15 protein-coding genes are annotated in these 21,839 nt (G+C 37.5%); 4 read left to right on the top strand and 11 right to left on the bottom strand.

The window, feature by feature from the left end:
• Positions 1-146 precede the first annotated feature (146 nt).
• A complete protein-coding gene (locus MW695_RS03745; protein WP_247103520.1) occupies positions 147-4,892 on the top strand; it encodes an endo-1,4-beta-xylanase in 4,746 nt (1,581 codons plus the stop codon).
• Between the two features lie 53 nt (positions 4,893-4,945).
• Here MW695_RS03745 and MW695_RS03740 read toward each other — a convergent pair whose 3' ends face one another.
• From MW695_RS03740 to MW695_RS03715, 6 genes are all read right to left on the bottom strand, one after another.
• Positions 4,946-5,587 (bottom strand): hypothetical protein, encoded by a 642-nt coding sequence (locus MW695_RS03740; RefSeq protein WP_247103517.1) that lies wholly within the window; start codon positions 5,585-5,587, stop codon positions 4,946-4,948.
• A 20-nt stretch (positions 5,588-5,607) separates the two neighbouring features.
• Entirely contained in the window at positions 5,608-6,360 is a 753-nt protein-coding gene (locus MW695_RS03735) for a MerR family transcriptional regulator (RefSeq protein ID WP_247103516.1), read from the bottom strand.
• A gap of 271 nt (positions 6,361-6,631) precedes the next feature.
• The gene (locus MW695_RS03730) at positions 6,632-7,462 is read right to left on the bottom strand and encodes a MerR family transcriptional regulator (RefSeq protein WP_247103514.1); all 831 of its coding nucleotides are present in this window, start codon (positions 7,460-7,462) and stop codon (positions 6,632-6,634) included.
• A 12-nt stretch (positions 7,463-7,474) separates the two neighbouring features.
• Positions 7,475-8,818 carry an MATE family efflux transporter gene (locus MW695_RS03725; protein WP_247103513.1) on the bottom strand — a complete coding sequence of 448 codons (1,344 nt, stop codon included), beginning with the start codon at positions 8,816-8,818 and terminating at the stop codon, positions 7,475-7,477.
• Positions 8,819-8,988: 170 nt separating this feature from the next.
• Positions 8,989-9,780, bottom strand: a complete 792-nt coding sequence (locus tag MW695_RS03720) for an MBL fold metallo-hydrolase (protein WP_247103511.1) — start codon at positions 9,778-9,780, stop codon at positions 8,989-8,991.
• Positions 9,781-9,986: 206 nt separating this feature from the next.
• Positions 9,987-10,559: an NAD(P)H oxidoreductase gene (locus MW695_RS03715; RefSeq protein WP_247103510.1), complete on the bottom strand. Its 573-nt coding sequence runs from the start codon at positions 10,557-10,559 to the stop codon at positions 9,987-9,989.
• 120 nt (positions 10,560-10,679) lie between these two features.
• Here MW695_RS03715 and MW695_RS03710 point away from each other — a divergent pair, with 120 nt between their 5' ends.
• From MW695_RS03710 to MW695_RS03700, 3 genes are all read left to right on the top strand, one after another.
• Positions 10,680-11,582, top strand: coding sequence for a LysR family transcriptional regulator (locus MW695_RS03710; RefSeq protein ID WP_247103509.1), 903 nt, complete (start codon positions 10,680-10,682; stop codon positions 11,580-11,582).
• Positions 11,583-12,038: 456 nt separating this feature from the next.
• Positions 12,039-15,086 carry an efflux RND transporter permease subunit gene (locus MW695_RS03705; RefSeq protein WP_247103508.1) on the top strand — a complete coding sequence of 1,016 codons (3,048 nt, stop codon included), beginning with the start codon at positions 12,039-12,041 and terminating at the stop codon, positions 15,084-15,086.
• Between the two features lie 258 nt (positions 15,087-15,344).
• Positions 15,345-15,842, top strand: a complete 498-nt coding sequence (locus MW695_RS03700) for a hypothetical protein (RefSeq protein ID WP_247103506.1) — start codon at positions 15,345-15,347, stop codon at positions 15,840-15,842.
• A gap of 547 nt (positions 15,843-16,389) precedes the next feature.
• Here MW695_RS03700 and MW695_RS03695 read toward each other — a convergent pair.
• From MW695_RS03695 to MW695_RS03675, 5 genes are all read right to left on the bottom strand, one after another.
• Entirely contained in the window at positions 16,390-17,274 is an 885-nt protein-coding gene (locus tag MW695_RS03695) for an AraC family transcriptional regulator (protein ID WP_247103504.1), read from the bottom strand.
• A gap of 328 nt (positions 17,275-17,602) precedes the next feature.
• Complete coding sequence (locus tag MW695_RS03690) at positions 17,603-18,427, bottom strand: carbohydrate ABC transporter permease (RefSeq protein WP_247103495.1); 825 nt, start codon at positions 18,425-18,427, stop codon at positions 17,603-17,605.
• Complete coding sequence (locus MW695_RS03685; RefSeq protein ID WP_247103493.1) at positions 18,427-19,293, bottom strand: carbohydrate ABC transporter permease; 867 nt, start codon at positions 19,291-19,293, stop codon at positions 18,427-18,429. The genes MW695_RS03690 and MW695_RS03685 overlap by 1 nt, the downstream gene beginning before the upstream one ends.
• Positions 19,294-19,370: 77 nt before the next feature.
• Positions 19,371-20,600 carry an ABC transporter substrate-binding protein gene (locus MW695_RS03680; protein WP_247103491.1) on the bottom strand — a complete coding sequence of 410 codons (1,230 nt, stop codon included), beginning with the start codon at positions 20,598-20,600 and terminating at the stop codon, positions 19,371-19,373.
• Positions 20,601-20,878: 278 nt separating this feature from the next.
• Positions 20,879-21,760: a helix-turn-helix domain-containing protein gene (locus MW695_RS03675; protein WP_247103490.1), complete on the bottom strand. Its 882-nt coding sequence runs from the start codon at positions 21,758-21,760 to the stop codon at positions 20,879-20,881.
• Between the last annotated feature and the right edge of the window lie 79 nt (positions 21,761-21,839).

The raw sequence follows: 21,839 nt of genomic DNA, 5'->3' as shown, positions 1-21,839 counted from the left end.
CTTTAGTTATTCGGATGTAAGCCTTTACATAAAAAGATGATAATAAGAAATTGAAGGATGAAGAAAGGTGGTGATTAGTCGTTTCGAAAGATTGTAAGCGCTTTACTTTAATTGGAGGAAAATTCTACTGTAGGGGAGTGCAACAAATGAGTAGGAAGATGAAAAAATTCACTTTAATTTTTCTAATTGCTTTGCTGATCATGCCAACTGGCTGGCTGTCTGCGTTCGCTGAGGAAGCGACAGGGACAGAGTCAGAAACGGAGACGGTCTATCACGAAACGTTCGAAAATGATTTAGGTTTAGCTACACAATCAGGTGACTCACAATTAGAAGCGGTATCTGACGTTGTATTTGATGGAAATGATGATGGATATGCCTTACATGTAACTGGAAGAACGAACAATTGGGATGGGGTGGACATTTCCTTTGCCGATGTTGGAATGGAAGATGGACAAACTTATGATATCAAGGTGACAGGGTATGTCGATGAAAGTGTAAGTGTTCCAGAAGGTGGACAAGCATTACTTCAAAATATAGACAGCTATGATGGCTTGTATTTAAACGCTAATTATGTAGCGGGTGAGCCGTTTACTTTAGAAGGACAATATACTGTCAATGTAGAGAGCGATTCAGCGTTACGGATACAATCCAATGACGCAGGTCAGACTGTTCCGTTTTATATTGGTAATATTTTAATTACAACAGAGGGAAGTTCTGAATCAGATGGTCCTGAAATTCCTGAAGGAGAAGGTATTGCTGTTTATACGGACTTTGAAGATGGTTCTTTACAAGGCTGGGAGCCACGAGAAGGTGTGGAAGAATTATCTGTCAATGCTGGAACTGGTAAAGACAGTGAATACAGTTTATTAATTGAAAATCGTCAAGGTACGTTTTACAGTGCGAAGTTGGATTTTCTTGAAAATATGTATGAAGGTTATACATATGACATTAGTGTATGGGTGAAATTAGCTCCTGGTGAAGAACCGACAGAGTTACAAGTATCGCGAGCTGAAACGGATGCGGATGGTACGAATTATTGGCCGCCAGTAGTGACGCCAAAAATGGTAACAGACGAGGAATGGGTCTTATTAGAAGGGACATATACGTTGTCTAGTGGAGTAAACGACTTATTCTTTTATGTCGAGGAGCCATATGACCCGGATCAATCATCAGGTGTTTCTTTCTATTTGGATGATTTCAAAGCTGAAGCACAAATACAAGATGAGATTGAAGATATTCCGGAATTAAAAGAAGTGTTCGCAGATTACTTTGACATTGGAGCTGCGATTGAGCGTGATCAAATGTTCGGTAGACATGGTGAAATGCTGCAGAAGCATTATAATATGCTCGTTGCTGAGAATGTAATGAAGCCAGAAGCCATTCAGCCCAATGAAGGAGAATTTAGCTGGTCAAGAGCTGATGCGATGCTCGACTTCGCTGAAGAAAATGGGATGAAAACTCGCTTTCATACGTTAGTATGGCATAGCCAATCACCAAGTTGGATGTTCAATGATGCAGATGGAAATCCTATGGTAGTTGGTGGAGAAGTGGCAGATCCTGATAACCTCGAAGAAAATAAACAATTACTTCTAGATCGTATTGAAGATCATATTGTTGCTGTAGTGGATCGCTATCATGATCGAATCGACTCATGGGATGTTGTCAATGAAGTTATAGTCGCTCATGAAAGTGATGGATACCGCAGAAGTGAATATTATCTTATTACAGGGTCAGATTTTATTCGCCACGCATTTGAAATTACAGCGAGAGAGCTAGAGAAGCATAATGCTAGTGGAAAGCTTTATTATAATGATTACAGCACGCACAGTCCTCAAAAACGAGACCTCATTTATGATATGATTCTTGACTTAAACCTAGTTGAGGATGGTTTAATCGATGGAGTTGGTCATCAAACACATATCAACATTGAATATCCACCAATGAGTGAAATTACAGATTCCATTGAAAAGTTTGCAGAGCTTGGCTTAGATAATGAAATTACTGAATTAGATGTTAGCATTTACACAAACGATAACCAAAATTATGATGGATTTGACAATATTCCAGCTGAAGTATTGGAAACACAGGCAGAACGCTATAAGGAATTGTTTAATGAGTTTAGACGATTAAAGGATCATATAAGTAGCGTTGTATTCTGGGGGATTGGCGATGACCATACGTGGTTACATGACTTTCCGGTAAGTGGACGGACGAATGCTCCGTTTGTATTCGACCATAATCTTCAAGCGAAGCCAGCTTATTGGGCGATCATTGAAGAACCACAAGAAGAAGAGGAAGAAGTGATTCCTTCTTTGTATCAATTCTATGAAGAGCATTTCCAAATTGGGGCGGCCATTGAGTTGTATCAAATGGAAGGGCCACACGGAGAAATGCTTGATTATCATTACAATAGCATCGTTGCTGAAAATATAATGAAACCAGCATATATTCAGCCATCAGAAGGTGAATTTAATTTTAGTCAGTTAGATCAAATGATGCAATATGCGCAGGATCATGACTTATCTTTGCGTTATCACACATTGTTATGGCATAGCCAATCACCAGATTGGTTCCATGAAGATGAAAATGGTGATCCGTTAGAAGCGACAGAAGAGAATAAGCAGCTCGTATTAGATCGTGTCGAAACGCATGTGGATACAGTTGTCAGACATATTATGGAGAACTATCCAGGTGTAGTGGATTCGTGGGATGTAGTAAATGAGGTTGTTAATCCGAATGGTCCAGAAGGTATGCGAGAGAGTGAATGGTACCGACTAACGGGAACAGATTTCATAGCTACTGCGTTTCGTACGGCTAAATCGGTACTAGATGAGTATGGTGATGACTCCAAACTGTATATTAATGATTACAACACACACGAACCAGCCAAACGGGATGCTCTATTTGATCTTGTGATGGAATTAACTGCAGATGGTGTTCCAATTGATGGTGTTGGCCATCAAACGCATGTGAATATACGTAATCCTCATATTAACCTTATTACAGACTCAATTGAGCTGTTTGCGAATGAAGGATTCGATATTCAAATTACTGAGCTTGATGTAAGTATCTATACAGATGATACGACAGTATATGAGACATTTGATGATATTCCTGAAGAGATATTTGTTCTTCAAGCTGAACGGTATAAGCAGCTATTTGATGAGTTTGTTAGAATGAGTGACTCTATTAGTAATGTAACGTTTTGGGGAATTGGAGATGACCATACTTGGTTAACGGATAGACCGATTCCACGACAAAATGCTCCGTTTGTATTTGATCATAATTTACAACCGAAGCTAGCTTTTTGGGCGCTAGTCGACCCATCACGATTACCTGAATTGAAACAGGAAGCGAATTCAACTTACGGTACACCTGAAATTGATGGAGAGAAAGAACTCCTTTGGGAAACAACTGTACCGGTTACGATTGGAGCAGGAGAAGCTTTATCAGCATCATTCAAAACAACATGGGATGAGAATCATTTATATCTTTGGGCTGAAGTAAGTGACGAGCATCTTCACGAAGATGATGCGTTAGAAGTGTTCATTGTTGACGGCGAAGAATTGTCACATTCTATTTTTGCTAGAGGAAGTGGCTCTACTGATGAAGTGTCTATTTCTGAGATAGATGGTGGATATATTGTCGAAGCGATGATTCCATTAACGAATGGATTAACGGAAGGGGATCAAGTAGCCTTTGATCTACGTGTCTTAGACGGTGAGACATATAGCTTCTTATCTTGGAATGATCTTACCCATGAGCAGGAGACTAGTGGAAGGTTAGGAACATTATCTTTATTGCCTGAAGTAAATGTTTCTGAAGCGATTTATGGTACACCAGAAATTAATGCAGAGTTTGATGATATTTGGGAGAATGCAAATGAACTATCTACTGACGTGTGGGTAGAAGGTTCAGAAGGGTCAACTGCAGTTGTTCGCACACTTTGGGATGAAGAGAATCTTTATGTCTATGCTGATGTAACAGACAGCTATTTAAGTAAAGAAAGTGCTAATGTGTGGGAGCAGGATTCTATTGAAGTTTTCGTTGACCAAAACAATGCAAAGACAGAATACTATCAAGCGGATGATGGTCAATTCCGAGTAAACTATGAAAATGAGCAAAGCTATGGTGGCTACGCTAATGCTGACACATTCGAAACAGCAACTAGACTAACGGAAGATGGTTATGTGGTGGAAGCAGCCATTAGCTTAACAGATATTGATCCAGCAGAAGGAACGATCATTGGATTTGATATTCAAGTGAATAACGATGAGAATGGTGATGGATCTCGTGATAGTATAGCGATTTGGAATGACCCAACTGGTCAATCTTATCAAAATACTTCAAGGTTTGGCGTTCTACGATTCTCTAACTTAACTGAAGAAGATCCTCCTACTCTACCAACTGATCCCGATCTAGAGGATTTGGAAAGGTTTATTAACGAATTGATCGACTACATCAATGACTTAGAGCGTAGATTAGCGGGCCTTGAGGATGTTACAAAAGAGCAATTAGATGAATTGAAAAAGGAGCTTGAACTGTTAGAGAGACTCATGGCAGGCTTGTTAGCATTAGATGAGGAACTAAGAGATCAACTAGCTAGCTTTGAGCAGGCTATTGCAGACCTGAGAAAAATGATAGAAAGCTTAGAGGCTCAGCTAGAGGATATTGAAGATGAAAAGGAAGAACCAGTTATAGATGAAAATGAGCATAAGGAAGGTCAACTAGGCTCAGGTTCTGATGATACTACTGGGGAAAGCAAATCAGGAGGACAAGGTCTTCCAGATACAGCAACGAATTACTATACGATTCTTTTCTTCGGACTTTTTGCTTTATTAGCGGGGATCGTCTTCACGGCGATTGTTTCTACAAAGAGAAGAATCGTATAATATATAGTAAATGCCGCCTAGGAATCATACTTAGGCGGCTTTCTTTTATAGGATTATGCTTTCTTACTCGGAAAGATGGTATAAGAAATCGAATAAAGGAAGTCGATAATAAAGACAATGCCCCATATGATACCGATGGCATACATTGTCTCATTTGCGTAGGGGGAGTTGGCAGCTGACCCCGTTTCAATCCAAGAAAAATCAGTAATATATTCCACCATCTCATTCGTACTAGATGTTCCTAAATGCCAGAAAATCGCTTGAACGATAACAAAGATGATCAGATGAATAAACGCACTGATCCGGTATTTTTTTGCAATATAGTTGGGATTTTTGTTACGTTCGATTATGTTATAGTCCTTCTTGGATAATAGCTCTACACCACGGAATTGGCCTATTTTTCTGCGCATCCACCGATCCAGTCTAATGAAGTCAGCGATCCCAAAAGTACAAGCGTAAATCACAAAAATAGTCATGACGAGAAGGATCGTTGAAAACTCGCCGGTACGCTCGTAAATATACAAACCAAGCAATACTTCGAGTATGAGAAAGCCAATAAAGCCGAGAATAAAGATCAAGCTAATTCTTGGTTGCCCAAGAAAATAGCGAAAATAGCCAAATAATAATAGGGAAGTAATGGATAGCACCTCGGCAGCTATAAATAACTCCCATTGAAACTCTATTAAAAAATCCATCTAATCACCTCTGTAACGACTTAACATAATGACTTCTGCTGTTTCAAATAATAATTCGTAGCGTCTTCAATAAATGTAAGCACTTCTGGCTCGATCGGATAAAACCCTGCTTGTTTTGATTGCTCCTCTGATCTTCTAATTTCCCATACCTTTTCAGCAAAGGCTTCGTCACCACCAAATTGCTCCTTTTCTTTTTCCTCCATTCTGCGAATGATCCGCTGAACTTCAATGGCTCCAATACCTTTTGACATATGTCTTTTGATTTGAGCGAGTAAAGAGATCCATTCTAATGTATCAGGATCGCCACTATTAACGTTTGGTAGGAGGTCTAATAGCTCTCTTTCATTTTGATTGAATGATTCATGTAGAAAAGTTTTCTGCTCGTCCTTAACACCTTCATACATTTTGATGAGCTTTTGAATATGAAGGAGGTCGTTTTTTCCTTCTAAAGTGTATTCATTCATTAAGCCACGAAGTAATTGAGCCATTTGATTTAGCTTTGCTTTTTCTTCTAAAACAAACGTTAGTTGATTTTGAAGACTGCTGTACCAATCCTGTTGTTCTCCTGCTAACATGTCTTGGATTTCCTGTAACGTGAACCGAAGTGTCTTTAAAAATTGGATTTGCTGCAGCCGTTTTATTTCATTAACACCATATAATCGATGTCCTCCTTCCGTTTTTCCAGCTGGCTTCAGTAAGCCAATGTGATCATAATGGCGTAATGTGCGGACTGTCACACCTGTTTGCTTGACTACCTCTTTTATCGAAATCATTGGCATCCTCCCCATGTCTGTATGCTTCAATATTACATTATACAAAATGACGCTACGTCACTTTCAAGTAGATTTTACAATATAACATGCTATTGACAGAGTAACTTTAAAAAAAACGAATTTATAAAGGGTTAGTGGATGGGATACGTGTCAGAAACTTGAATAGAAGAAAAGGCAATATCGAGTGATGTTAATATAAAGATCAGCCGGTCCTAAAATCCTCCATTCATTGATGGAAGCAAGTGACAAAAGAGCGTCTCAGTATGTCGAATTAATCTTGAATTTGCACCGAAAGCTTAATGACATATTTTTCAAACCCTTTTACAGCTAATTCGCCGAGTAATATATCCTCGTAAAAGTATCCTTTTAACACTAAGTTGTGATCTTGAGCATATTGAATTAATCGACTGTAAGCTTGTTCGATGGTGAGATATCCCTTATCATGGTAAGCAACTAAATAGATTCCTTTCTCTATTAAGTGATTAGCGTATTTTGAATCATTTACTCTTGTATAAAGATAGTCATACAGCAAATTATCTCCACTTAAAACCTTCTTGACACCTATCATCCAACCTTCATTAGCCGCTTCGTCGATGTTATGTTCAGTTAAATACTTGTGGTGGTTAAGGAGGGATTCATAAATGTTTTTGTCACTTGTAACAGGCTTTGAATCGGTAATGACTAAATACATTTGATCATTGTATTCAACATGAATGCTTGTAGGAGTTATCTCCAGTGCTTCTTTTGTTACGTTTATTTTTTCTGATACCATTTTTTTCATCTTTTCGAGACGATGGATTTTCGCTGTAAGAGTCTTTTCTTCTCTTTCAAGTAATTGAATAAGCCTTTCAGGTGATCGATTATCAAGAAATGTTTTAATATCCTTTAAAGGCATATCTAATTCCTTTAATAACGAGATGACATGGAACACGTCTACTTGATAAATGGAATAGTAACGGTAGCCGTTAGAAGCAATCATGTCTGGTGAAAATATTCCAACCTTATCATAATGAAACAAAGTATCTTTACTAATCTCCATTAATTTTGCAAATTGACCAGTCGTTAAGTTGACTTGGGGGTTGATGTTCATCATTCCTTTCATTTAAATAGTGCTTTAGAAATAATCATACACTTTTCTATTTCTTAATAAAAAGATGGTACAAACAATAATAGATAGAAATTCTGCTAACGGTATAGCGATCCAAATTCCGTTAACACCGATAACTAATGGGAGCACGAATAATGCAATTAGTACGAATACGAATGTTCTAAGCAATGAAATAATAGCTGAAACCTTCCCATTTGAAAGTGCAGTGAATAACATTGAACTGAAGATATTAGTTCCCATGAATAAAAAGCTGATGCAAAAAATACGAAACCCGTCTCTAGCAATGTTATAAACATTACTACCTTTCTCGACCATGAATTGAATAAGAATTGGTCCAATGAGAAAGGATAAACCAAATACCATGATTGAGGCTATACTAATAATTAGGAGGCTACTTTTAACGATACGTTTAAGCTGAGTTGTATTTTTACTGCCATAATGATAGCTTATGATTGGTGCAATACCAACGGAGTATCCCATAAAAACAGGAGTTAAAAACATCATGACATAAAGCATGATGGTAACAGCTGCAACTCCATCGACTCCTAAGTACGATAGCATTAAGAGGTTAAAGACAAAAATGATAACTGAAGTGGAGAGGTTTGTTACCAATTCAGACGAACCATTGATACAGCTTTGTATCAATACCTTCCAATGCGCTTTAGGACTAGAAAAGTGAAGTTGATTATTTTTTGCAAATAGAAAATAGACGATTCCAATAATGGCTGGGACGGCAATTCCTATTGCTGTTGCAACAGCAGCTCCTTGTATTCCCATGTTCATCTTAACGATAAATACGTAATCTAAAATAATGTTTAAACTTCCTCCTGCAACGGTAATGGCTAGACTTAATTTCGGTTTTCCAGCGGTCACAAAGAAATTTTCGAACATCATTTGAATGATTATCAATGGGCTGACGGCTAAAATGATTTTTCCATATGTGTGTGTGTATTCAAAGAGTTGCTCATTTGCTTCTGCTCCAAACCATTTTAATATTGGTTGAAGAAAGGATAATCCTAACAACATAATGAATAGGCCGATAGCTGCTCCGCATATTAGGAGAAATGTAAAGTTACTTCTCGCTTCAAGGATGTTCTTTTCCCCAAGTTTCTTAGCAACAATGGCACTTCCTCCTGTACCGAGCATTAACGCAATGGCAAATAGTAAAGTATAAATTGGCATGAATAAATTTACTGCAGATAATGCTGTTTCATTCACATAACGTGCTACAAAAATACCGTCAACCATTGTATAAATCGCAACAAATACCATTACTCCAATGGTAGGAGCAGCATATTCTAGTAACGATTTCATGGTAAATTCTTGTTCGATTCCTTTTGAAATAGACATAATGGTCATCTCCTATTAGATACTATTAACATATACACTCTAAGGTATGGAGTAACCCTATAGTCAAGGATCAATATTAACTTAGACTAAAAAAATCACCCCCTGATTAGAAAGTTATCAAGGGATGAATTTTCATTTAATGTTATAGTTCAACAAGAAATAAGTACCGATTATTGCACTAATACAGGAATCCATTTCCAGCCTTTATTAGTTCGTTCGATTCGCCCTAACCCTGGGAAAGGATAGTGACAAACAAATAGAAGTGCTGATTTGGATGATGCCTCTTCTAAGAACTTTTTCCGAGTTTCCAATGCTTGTGTCGGTGTTTGCTCTGCCCGAATATGGGAAGGCAGATGCTCTAGCGTTGTTGGGTAATTAAGAATATCGGAAGCGAGCATTAGGTGTTCCCCTTCTGAAAAAATAGAAAGAGACAGGTGACCTGCTGTATGTCCAGGTGTATGAATAAGACGGATGCCAGGAAGGATCTCTTTGTTTTCTGTTAACAGTTTAATTTGATTCTTAAGAGGGAGTAATTGCTTATATTCATTAGAATCTGGCTGGCTTGTCCATACATCCCATTCTTCTTTGTGCATAATATATTGTGCGTGGGGGAAAGTTGGTTTTCCATTCGTTAGCATACCGCCAGTATGATCTAGATGGGCGTGCGTGATGATGACGGTTTGGATATCCTCTGGGTCAATTCCTGCTGCTTTTAAATTGGAGAGCAGTTTACCTGCTGTTGGAGAATGTTCATATCCAAGTCCCGTATCAACTAATACCTTCTTATCTCCAGAGTCAATCAATAAAAAGTTTAAAGGGGCTCTAAACTGAGTTGGAATATGTTGAATAAGTTCATCTGGTGTTTCCGCAAAGAAAAAATCTCTTGTAACAGGAAAAGCACCATCTGATATAGCCATTAACTTGAAAGCGCCTAATTGAAAAGGGTGTATTTGATTTGTCATAGTTCCTCCTTAATTTAAATCGTAATTATTACGATTTAAATTATGATAGGATTACGTTTCAAAGTCAAATAGAAAGCAAAATTGAAAGTGTTGAGGTAGGGACATAAGAGTTGTAGTCAAGTCAAAGAAAATTCGAATGGTGATTCAATTTTCTCCAGTGATCATTAATGAATATAAGAGTATTCATCTCGATTCATTCATGATATCTATTTTCCATAATGGTAACCAAGCTCATAAGCTCTATTTAACCAGGTTTTTACATAACCTGATTTAACATTGACAGTATCGTAAAAAAGCTCAAAGGTTGAATGAGGAATGCCACAGTAATCAGCTAAACCGACATTAAAGTAGTGAGTGATCATGTGATCGTATTTTCTTTTTTCAAAACGTTCAATTGGAGCCCCTGCTAGACTAAGCCACAAAACATGACTATGTTGAAGCTTGCCTGGCCCGTATGCAAATCCGTAATTCCAGACACGATCGATATAGCCCTTCATCATAGCTGGCATACTCCACCACCAGAGCGGAAAGATAAATGCTAATGCATCGAATTCATTTAACTTTTTCATTTCTGATTCAACCTCAGGAGAATAGCTTTGTTCAGTTGCTTTCCAATCCGGCTCATCCTCCTCCCATAGTACTGGGTCAAAGCCACTTCGGTAAAGATCGAATAATTCCGTTTCATGACCTGCTTCTTTTAGCCCTTTAATAAATGAATGAGCTACTTCAAAAGTTAATGAGTCTGATCTTGGGTGGGTAACGACGGTTAATACTTTCATCATGCACCTCTTTCTTTTCTCTTTGGAATATTGTATAGATTCAGTATATAATAGGATTATAATTCAGTAAAATTGATAATTATGATATATAAATTCATTAAAAATGATAGGAGGATTGAAATGGAGCTTCGTCATCTTATTACGTTTAGAACAATTGTTGATTTAGGGGGATTTAACAAGGCTGCTCAAGAATTAGGTTATGCCCAATCATCCATTACAGCTCATATTAAAGAGTTAGAAACCGAATTGGGCTATCCGCTTTTTGATCGATTAGGTAAAAAAGTAACATTGACACAAACTGGCCGGCGTTTTCTCCCTTATGCGTTGGATATCATTACCTTATACACTAAATCAAAAGAAATGATTAAAGAATCGGATGAACCTTCAGGAGAGCTCACAATCGGTGTTAGTGAATCGTTAATGATTTATTGGATCCCAACAATCATTATGAACTTCACGGAGCATTATCCTAATGTCCAATTAACCGTTAAATCGATTAAGTATGAGAATTTAACAGATCAGCTACGGAAGGGCGAAATAGACGTGGCTATTCTAGTAGAAACAGCCGGTTGGACTACGAATGAATTGACCATCACTAAAATGGAGGATACTAGATTATCACTCATTCAATCGACAAAGTATAAAAATCATTTTCATCAACATACGATGCTTGTAACGGAAAATGCTTGTAGCTGGCGTTCGATAATTGACGAATATGTCAAAACGATGGAACAAGTGTCAATGAGAAAGATTGAATTACCTGGCATTGAAGCAATTAAAAAGTGTGTACTGTCTGGTTTAGGAAAAGCAATTCTTCCAGACTTTACGGTGGAAGAAGAAATGAACAGTGGGGAGCTTGTGGAGATACAAACGAATCTTGATAATACCCCTCTTGCGATTTATAGTGCTGTCCATAGGGATAAATGGCTTTCTGTTAATTTAGAGGCTTTTTTCAATGTAATGAACAAATGTAAGAACGTAGATGGTGAACATGGACGTTTAAGTGGAGAATTGCACCAATGAAAATCATACGTAATGGGTAGCATCTTTTTTCTGTGCCATTTTGTATTGACAATGAAAAATTCGGTGTTATACTGTGTATATCTATATAAACAGTATAACTTTACATGTGACGAGGGGGGTTGCTGGAAATTTAATGAAAGAGTAGAAAGACGAATTCACGAGTGCGTAGGATGCGTGCTTTATAAGTTTTTCTGAAATAAATCCACTACGTACATATCTGTAGAAAAGAAAGTTTGCTATCGTATTTTTCTTATCTTTTGATACGTAAATGTGATTTTATTCGTTCCGGTAGTGGTTCATCGTTTGCAATCTAATAGAAAATCAGTCTTAAGTCTTAGAATGGAACAGACTCAAGCACGTCGAGTAGGATAATCCTTCCATGTATAGTAAGTAGTGAAGGAAATGATGTGTGGATGATGCGTCCATACATAACAATGAAAAAAGCGAGGGGTTTTAATGAGTGTACTACGTAAGATTTTAGAACGTAAAATTTTAATTGGACTTATGGTTGTATTAGTTTTTATCGTAGGGGTTTATTCGATTAATAAGCTTGATAAGGAGCTCATACCGGGCATTGATTTTGATATGGCTCTTGTTTCCGTCTATGCGGGTGATATGCCGGTATTAGATGTTGAGGAACGGGTAACAAAACCACTTGAGCAGCTTTTAAGTGGGACGGACGGAGTAGAGTCCTTTCAGTCTAATTCAGCGACCGGAAGTAGTTCTTTATATGTAGAAATAGAAGATGGACGTTTACAAGATGTGATGAAAGATCTCGAGGCTGGGGCGAGTCGTTTGGAGGCAGAGCTGTCGGAGGTTCACTTTATTGAAGTGTTCCCGATGTCTACAGATCAAGGGTTTGAGTTTTACATGGAGCTGTCTGATGGTTCGATGGATGAGTTAAGTACCTTCGCTCGAAATGAAGTGAAAAAAAGACTCGAAGCCATTGCTTCAGTAAGAGAAGTTCGTTTAAGTGGGATTGAAGAGAAAGAGTATGTCATTGAATTTGATCGTGATGAGTTAGTAGAGCATGGGCTTGATATGAATCAAGTGATTAGTGTTCTACAGCAAGAAAATATCGCGATGTCTTTAGGGGAATTGACTGAAGAAGAGAATGCACCGTCACTCCGTTGGGATACAGCCTTTCATACGCTAGGAGAATTGGAAGAGACGATGATTCCGACAATGAATGGAGCGATCAGACTCGATGAAATTGCTGATGTAAGAGAAGAAGCGAATCAACATTCATCTATCGCGTGGAAGGATGGAAGCAGGGACTTCATTCTGATCGAGATTGGCCGTGCGAATGGCTATACGCAATTAGATATGGCTGAAGCTGTTCGTGCCGAAGTAGAGACGATGAAAGAAGAAGGCTTTCCATTTTCCTTTACGGAAATTGTCGCGGAGGCTGATTACGTAAGCTCAGCGTTAGATGGTGTGGTACAAAATATTTTGATTGGGGGAATGATTGCACTCGTTATCTTAATGCTGTTTTTACGAAACATTCGAGCGACAATCATTGTTGGATTGACCATTCCTGTATCGATTCTTTTAACTTTTTCCACAATGTGGATAATTGGATATAGCTTTAATATTTTGACATTAGTTGGTCTCGGTCTGGGGATTGGAATGATGGTCGATGCGTCAATCGTTATTTTAGAATCGATTTATCGTAAGAAGGAACAAGGCTTTGTTGGAATGGATGCTGTTGTCAAGGGGGTGCGTGAGGTAGCCACTGCTGTTCTTGCTTCGATGTTAACGACAGTTGTTGTATTTGTTCCTGTAGGGTTATTTGGTGGCGATTTTGGTGTGTTTATTCTTATTTTAAGCGTTGTAGTCGTCATTACGTTAGTAAGTTCGGTCGTGGTTTCCTTTAGTCTTATCCCTTCTCTTTCGGAAAACTTTCTGAAGCTGAAAAGAAAGGCCAATAAAAAGAAGCGATCGAGTCGAATCATTGAAGGGTATGGCCGTTTGATTGGTTGGTTAAGTGGTAAGAAAAGACGTCGTTATTCGATGATCGGTCTCTTCTTCCTCATATTTGTTGGCTCAATTGTGATGACAACGAAAGTACCTATTACACTGATGCCAGATGTATATGATCGTTATGCTGAACTTGGTATTGAGCTTGAAAGTGGTTTGACTCCTTCTGAAAGAGATGAAATCGTTCAAGCAGCGAGCGAGAAGTTAACAACAGTTCCAGATGTTGAGACGAGTATTTTTCTCGATGATGTTCAGTATTTGTTTGCTCTTATAAATATGACCAAGGGCGATGAGATTACGACTGATCAAGATGAGGTAAACATTGCGATTAATGAGGCGTTAAGAGAGCTTGAAGACGAGTACCCTGTGAAAAGTGTTGGCATGTTGATGGGACCAACAGGTGCTGCGCCTATTCAGTTAGTCGTAAAAGGTGATGATTTATCAACCATTCAAGAGCTAGGTGATCATTTAGTAAGTGAGCTTGAAGGGATTGAAGGCTTAGTAAATGTTGGAACTTCAATCGATAAGACAAGTGAGGAGCGTTTATTAGTACTTGACGAGGATGCCTTAGAAGAGGATGGTTTAACTGCTTCAGAGATACTAGGGCAATTGCAAGGGTCTTTCTCTACTGCGCCAGTAGGGGAATTGGTTGAAAATGGATTGACCGTACCAGTTGTTGCTAAATTAGATGTTGTGCTTGATAACGAGGAAGCGCTAGAGGAGTTCGAAATTGGGACACTGACTGGAACAGAGCCGTTATCGAATTATATGAGTTTAGAGACGATCCATTCACCTTTAGAAATTAGCAGAGATAATGGCGAGCGTTATGTGACGGTTTCTGCAGAAATGGAAGGTAGAGATTTAGGCTCGGTTTCACGTGATGTTCAACAGGTTGTAGCTGACTTTGATACGCCTGCAGGCTATACGGTAGAGATGGCTGGTGACATTGAGCTACAGCAAGAAATGATCATGGACCTGTTAATCGTTTTAGCCATCTCGATTTTCCTTGTATACTTTGTCATGGCTGTTCAATTTAACAGCTTAGTCCATCCGATTATTGTTATGTCTGTTATTCCGATGACAGTGATTGGAGCGATTTTGGCATTATTAATCACACAGAGTGAACTGAGTGTGTTTTCTGCATTAGGATTGTTAATGCTGATTGGAATTGTGCTAAACAATGCGATCTTACTAATTGATCGAACGAAACAGCTTCGTAATGAGGGACTTACCGTTCATGAAGCAGTCAAAGAAGCTGGGAAAAACCGTATTCGTCCGATTTTCATGACAACCTTAACAACAGTAGGTGGGATGCTTCCACTTGCTCTTGCAACAGGAAGTGCTAGTGCGTATCAGGCGCCATTGGCGACCGTTATTATTGGTGGTTTGCTGTTTGCGACAGTGATTACGTTAGTGCTAATTCCATCTGTTTATCTGTTATTTAACGACGTTGGACGTGGTGTGAAAAAGATTTTTACTCGTAAAAAGAGAAAAAAAGCTGAGAGTATCGAAAAAGCTATTTAAGAATAGGAAAGGAAATGTGCTTACAGCGTTATAAAGCTGTGAGCACTTTCTTTTTTGTTAAGTTCAAAAATGCAAGGACATGTTTGTTTCCCGAGCGCTAATCTCATGGTGTTCTATTGGGTATATTTGAAAAAAACAGATATTTTAAAGTGTAACCGAGGAAATTCATGATGTTCGTGCAATAAACGCCATAATCTTTTATACAGCATATGACTTTACCTTGTGAAATGCGTTATTAAATACTAGGAGGGAAACGTTGTGAGAAGAGAAATTAGGTTTTCGGAGAAGATATTATTTGCAGGGTTCAGTTTGATTTTATTATTTATGATTATGCAAGATTGGATACCATTAGGATCATTAAATGATGTCCAAGCTATTGCAGAAGGCCGTTCATTTAATGAGATGTTGATCGTTACAATGATTGGTGTAATGCAAATTTTATTATTAATGGGACTCTTATCTATTTTTATGGGTAAAGAGTATCCAATCTGGGTAAAGCTCTGGTTGGTTATCCATCAAATCTGTATTTTTGCAGGGGCATTGTTGGATTGGTGGATTCCTTATTTCTTTGGCTATGGCGCAGAGCAAAGGACGGTTAGGTACAATCAAATGTTTGGAGATACACACACTTTCCTTCCTGAATTAAATGGTATTATTCCGAATACTCTTCATACACTATTTCATATTATATTGTTATTATGTATAGTTCTAACTATATATATTACTGTGACTAATTCAAGAAAAACAGGAATGTGATACTACGTGACATTCTAGTCAACTAAACGATGCAACCTCTTAAATTTACTCGGTGTATGATAGAAAGGATGAAATGAATCCTCTTGGAGTTATATGTTTAGCTTTAATGATCATACGATTCTTTAGGGGGATGTTTCTCAAAAGATGTGGTCTCGTTCGTGTCATAAAAACGCGAACAAGATCATCATCTTGTTCGCGTGAATTTACGTATATAGGATAATCTGATCATTTCAAGTAATTTGTAAGATAGCCGCGTCTTTTATTCTAACCTTTAAAAACCTAAACAATGTAAGCCCTACCTCTCATACATCCTCATGGCTCCGAAGCCAATCCAGTGTGAATAAGTAAAAAAATCTTAATAGAATGCCAATAAATCTTATATATAAACTTTTATGTTTGTTCTTATCTATTACGTATCATTTAAATATAATATATAAAAATATCGATGTCAAGTGTATGTTCTAAAAACAATAAGCAGAAATAAAAAAGAAGCTCTTTCAACTAGCTTTTGAAAGGGCTTCTTATACTTTTTAGCAAAGGATTCTATTTAAACGACTCGTTTTTTCACCGGTATATAAATATCCATTTCCTTTTCAGATCCGTAGCATCGTTCATCGTACAGTTCGAATTCAGTCGTACCATTATGTTCATAGTCTGTTTGAGGAAACCATTCTGCAAAGATATAATTCCAGGTTGATTGAATGTTAGAGGTGAATGATTCTTCGTTTGCTGTTGGCGTTGTAAATACGGCATACTCCATTTCAGGAAATTCTCTGTATACTAATCCACTTGGAGCCTTTGTTCCTTGTTCCACTTCTTTACCAATGATGTAAACAAATTCATTGGTTTCAGGGCAGAAATCGGTGCAGATGCCTAGCTCTTCTTTTGGTTTGAGAGGGTTTGGGATATTGGAGCATAGATTGTTTTGCATGTACTGCTGCCAAAATTGCGGAATGTCTCGACTGTTTTGACCGTCGACATTTTTTGTCTTTAGTTCATAGCCAATAATGTTAAATTTAGGTTTTGTGATTAATTTAGGTTGCATACGTTTTCCTCCAATTGTGATTTTGGGAGTGAGTTGAACTTTTCCACGTAAGGGGCCGGAGATGGAGTTGGCATTGCGGTATTGTTTAGGTGAAATTCCATAACACTTTTTGAATGCACGATTAAACGATTCTTGATAGTGAAATCCGACTTCTAGTGCAATGGTAATCACTTTTTCCTCAGTGTAATATAAACGTTCTGCTGCGGATGTTAATCTTCTTTTTCTGACATAATCCATCACTGATTCTCCAACCATCGTTTGGAATATGCGATGGTAGTGGAAAGGAGAAAAGTGGGCGATTTCTGCTAAAGTTGAAAGTGATAGTTCTTCACCTAGATTTTCTTCAATGTAATCAATTGATTTTTGTATACTACATATATAATCCATTCCCCTTAAACCTCCCATATCCTTACTTTAACAACAAACCATTCTGGAATTCTTAACCTTTTTTGCTATATTTATTTTACCATTGAATTGTAGAATGGCATAAGCTAATTTAAGGGGATGTTTGGAACAAGGAGGTGGGGAAATGGTTCGATATATATAATCTTTCTTTAATAGGAGCTGCTACTTCTGTAAGTGCTATATCAAATTAATGGCGAAGAAGCGTTTGTCTATCCTAAATGTTTGGAATATGCAGAGAGGAGAGCGTTTGTGAAAAAGAGGTAAAGCCCATAGTTGTAAAAGATTATGGGCTTATAGGAGATCTGCGGTATTATGATTTAATCGCTCCTTGTGTTACACCACTAATAATGTAGCGTTGTAAAAATAAATACAGTATGATCATTGGGAGTAGTGCCATTAAGTAAGAAGCGAATGATAAATTATAGTTGGTTGCGAATTGACCTTGAAAGACATATTGAACGAGTGGTAACGTTTGATCAGCTCGGTTAGACAAAATAACTAGAGGTAAAAGGAAATCATTCCATGCCCACAGAGCTGTTAAGATGGCAACAGTTGCATTAATGGGTGATAGAATCGGAAAAATGATTCTCCAAAAAACCCCCCATTGTGAGCATCCATCCACGATTGCAGCTTCTTCTAATTCTTTCGGGATCGTTTTAATATAACCTGTATAGAGAAAAACGTTAAATGCTAACCCGTAAACGATATAGAGTAAAATGAGCCCATTTAAATTCATCAGCCCCATCGAGCTCATTTGATTGACTATTGGTAGCATAATGATAGGGAAAGGAACGAACATGGCGCTGACGAAATAATAAAATAAGAAACGATACATTTTTTTATGCATGTTTCGTGCGATTGCGTAAGCGACAAGTGAGTTGGATAGGACTGTAAATAACACGGTAAATAAAGTTACATATACACTATTTCCTAACGCGTTAAAGAAGTTCGTCATTTCAATCGCTCTATTAAAGTTTGCAAATGAGAGTGAATCTGGTAACGCAAGAATTGAAGCTGCCGTTTCTGCAGGTGTCTTAAATGCGTTAACCACTGTAATATAAAGTGGGAAAAGAATAACGATTGTTCCAAGCATTAATAAAAAGGTGACTAGCCAATTATATTTATTTTGACTCATTACATTTGCACCTCCCTTTTCTGGAGTACACGTATTTGAATGATGGAGATGGTGACGATAATGATAAAGTAAATGACCGCGTTAGCTGATTGTAAGGCAAATTGTCCACCTGAGAAACCATCCTCATAAATGAGTAAAGAGATCGATTGAGTTGAGCGTCCCGGGCCACCACCCGTTAGCGCAACAACATGATCGAATACCATTAAAAAGTTCTTCATTGCTAGTACCATATTAATGGTAAAGAATGGAGCGATTAATGGGAATGTTACTTTCCAAAATTTCATCCAACTGTTAGCTCCATCTAAACTAGCTGCTTCATATAGGTCTTGTTGAATGGTTGATAATCCAGCTAAATATAAAATGGTATTAAAGGCTGCAGCTTGCCATACGGCAACAATGACAATTGCTATCCAAGCGTGGTCTCGACTTCCAAGAATACTTGTAGTTAAGGCAGTAATGCCCAAATTCTCTGCGATATTTGGAATGAAGACAGCAAAGATGAAATTAAAGATAAATCCTACAATTAAAATACTTAAAATGTTTGGCATAAAATAGATGCCACGTAATGTTCTATGAAATTTAATTTTGGCATTTAAGCCAAGAGCGATTATTAAGCTAATCATATTAACTAAAATTGTAGAAACGATAGCAAATTTAAATGTAAAAAAATAAGCATTATAAATGCGGCTATCACTAAACACATTCATATAATTTCTAAACCCAACAAAGTCCCAGTTTCCATAACCACGGTAATTCGTGAAGCTATAAAAGATTCCTTGTAGTACAGGGAGAGTGTGGAAACTAAAAAATAACAACAAAGCTGGGATGACCATAAAAAAGTAGACTGACGGTTTTTTCTTAATCATGATATGTTCTCCCTTCTTGCGAGCATGGATGTTTAAGGTCACTGAGAACAGTGACCTTAAATGAGTGTAAACCCATATTATTGTCTTGTTAATCGTTCGTATTCTGAGTCTAGTTCAGCTAAAAGAGTATCGAGAGAACCATCTAATAAATAATCTTGGAACATAATGTCGACACCAAATCCTTGTGGGTAATAATGGTCAGAAAACGGTGAGACTCGTTCATTATCAAAGTAAACTTGTAGCTCTTGTAATGCTTCATTCTCTTGTTCAGCCCCTTCAACAGCAGAAAACATTCGCTGTGTTTCTAAATAGACTTCTATATTTTCTGGTTGTAGTAAGAAATCTAAGAAAAGTTGGGCTTCTTCAGGATAGTCTGTATCGTCCGCAATGGCTATTGCTACATCAACACCGGAAATGACATTATTTTGATTTGCTTCATTTGTTGCAGGCATTGGAAAGACCCCTACCTGCAGATCAGGATTAGCATCTAGAATTGGACCTAATGCCCACACCCCCTGCATATACATTACAGCATCTCCATTGGCGAAAGCTGTGTTTCCAATATCATAATCTGCTCCGAATACATCGTTATCTGTATATTGAAGTAATTCTTTCATTTTTAATGCAATGTCACTATAGACGTCACTAAAAGATGTATTGCCAGCCTCAAGTTCATCAAAAAACTCCATGCCATGTATATTTGAAGCTAATGTATTTAATGGGGGAAGGATGGTCCACGCTTCACCGTAAGTTGAATAAAGTGGTGTTTCCCCATGTTCTTGAATCGTTTCAGCAAGAGTGATAAACTCATCCCATGTTTCAGGAATGTCTAAACCTAATTCCTCAAATTTCTTCTTATTGTAAAGAACACCATTAGCATTAACTGTATGTGGTAATGCGAATAATTCATCAGTTCTACTAAGGCGTTGAAGCATTTCTTCATATTCATCAATAATGGAGTTGCGATTTTCGTAATCACTGAGATCCATTAACACACCGGCGTTAGCGATTTCACCATACGTAACACCCCCGTTAATAGTCATGATATCAGGAATGTCATTTTGTGATAATCGAGAGAATAGTACGGTGTCTGGATCAGGTACATTGTTTTGTTCGATTCGAATATTTGGATGCTTCTGTTCGAATTGTTCAATAAGAGTGTCAAATTCGCTAACTGCTTCTCCTTTGAATTGGAAAAATTCAAGTTGTACGATTTCAGTATCACCTGATGAATCTCTTTCTCCACAAGCTATTAACATTGATACAGTTAATGCACCTATGATAGTCGCTTTAAGCCATGTTTTCATGTCAATCTCCCCTTTTCAATTTGTATATATTGAAAGCGATCTCAATTACTCTTAACAAAAAACCGATTAACGAATGAGCATTCGTTAGTAGTATTATTCATAAATAAAATAATATGGATATTAAATTGCTTCATAATCGATAAGCGGTTAATTTGTGTAAATCAATAATATGTTAACTTAATAATGTGAACAAGAGTAATTAATTGCATGATAGGGTAATATATTGCTAGATTGAATGGGGCAGCAATAAGAAGCCTTATTGCTGCCTAAGAAGAGGGTTATTTGACAAACACTTCAGATATTTGTTGCTTGCCTACGCTATTTCTGAATTCAGATGGGGTAAGGGATGTATGCTTTTGAAACACTTTTGAAAAATAATTCGCACTTGAAAAGCCACATTGATTAGCGATTTCATAAATGGGTAAATCGTTTTCGATTAATCTTTGAGCGGCCACTTTAATGCGTACTTTAATTAAATAATTAATAGGTGATTCGCCGATACTTTTTTGGAAAATACGTATAAGGTGAAACTTAGATAGTCCAGCAGCTTCGGCGATTTCATCGAGTCCAATTGGCTTGTGAAAAGAACGATCTATAAAGTGTAAGCACTTTTGAATCGGTTCAGGAGTTGAACTTGGCTTCGATTGCTGTTGAACAGCGTGGCGAACCTCCATTAAGAAGCGATAAGCGTACGAAGAATTGTCATAAATATGTTTAATTTGATCGGTTAATGCTTTTTCGAAAAGTTTGTCCCAAAATTGAAGGACGTTACTATCAGGAGCTAGGTTTATAATTCTCCCTCCGTTTTCTATGAGGGGTGCCCACAACGGATATGCGTTAAGAGTGAGAGAGAGGTATTTATATTCCCATTTTTGTTTTCCTTGTGGAAAGCGATAAGAAAATGGACCAGGAATTTCGATAAGAAAGGCTTGTCCTGCTTTGATGTGGTGGACATTTCCCCCGACCTCTAGTTCTCCTTCTCCTGCAACTGTATATTGAAACAAACATTGTTTGTCCATACGATTTGTGCAATTCCAATCATATATTTCCTTGTCATTATCTGTTCGTAGTTCCCATCCGATCGAATTTAATGTTGGAAGGTCGTCCTGTTTATCTAGAAATAGGCGGACATTTCCCATTTTATGCTTAATAATTGTCAAACTACTCACCTCGTTTTTTATTATCTTCTCTTTTAACTAGTATAACATCAACAGCAATATAATACTCTAATTTCAATTA

The organism is Halalkalibacter sp. APA_J-10(15) (assembly GCF_023017105.1).
Lineage (GTDB): Bacteria > Bacillota > Bacilli > Bacillales > Bacillaceae_D > Halalkalibacter.
Note: the sequence above shows the minus strand (reverse complement) of the source record. Positions and strands in the feature narration are given on the sequence as shown.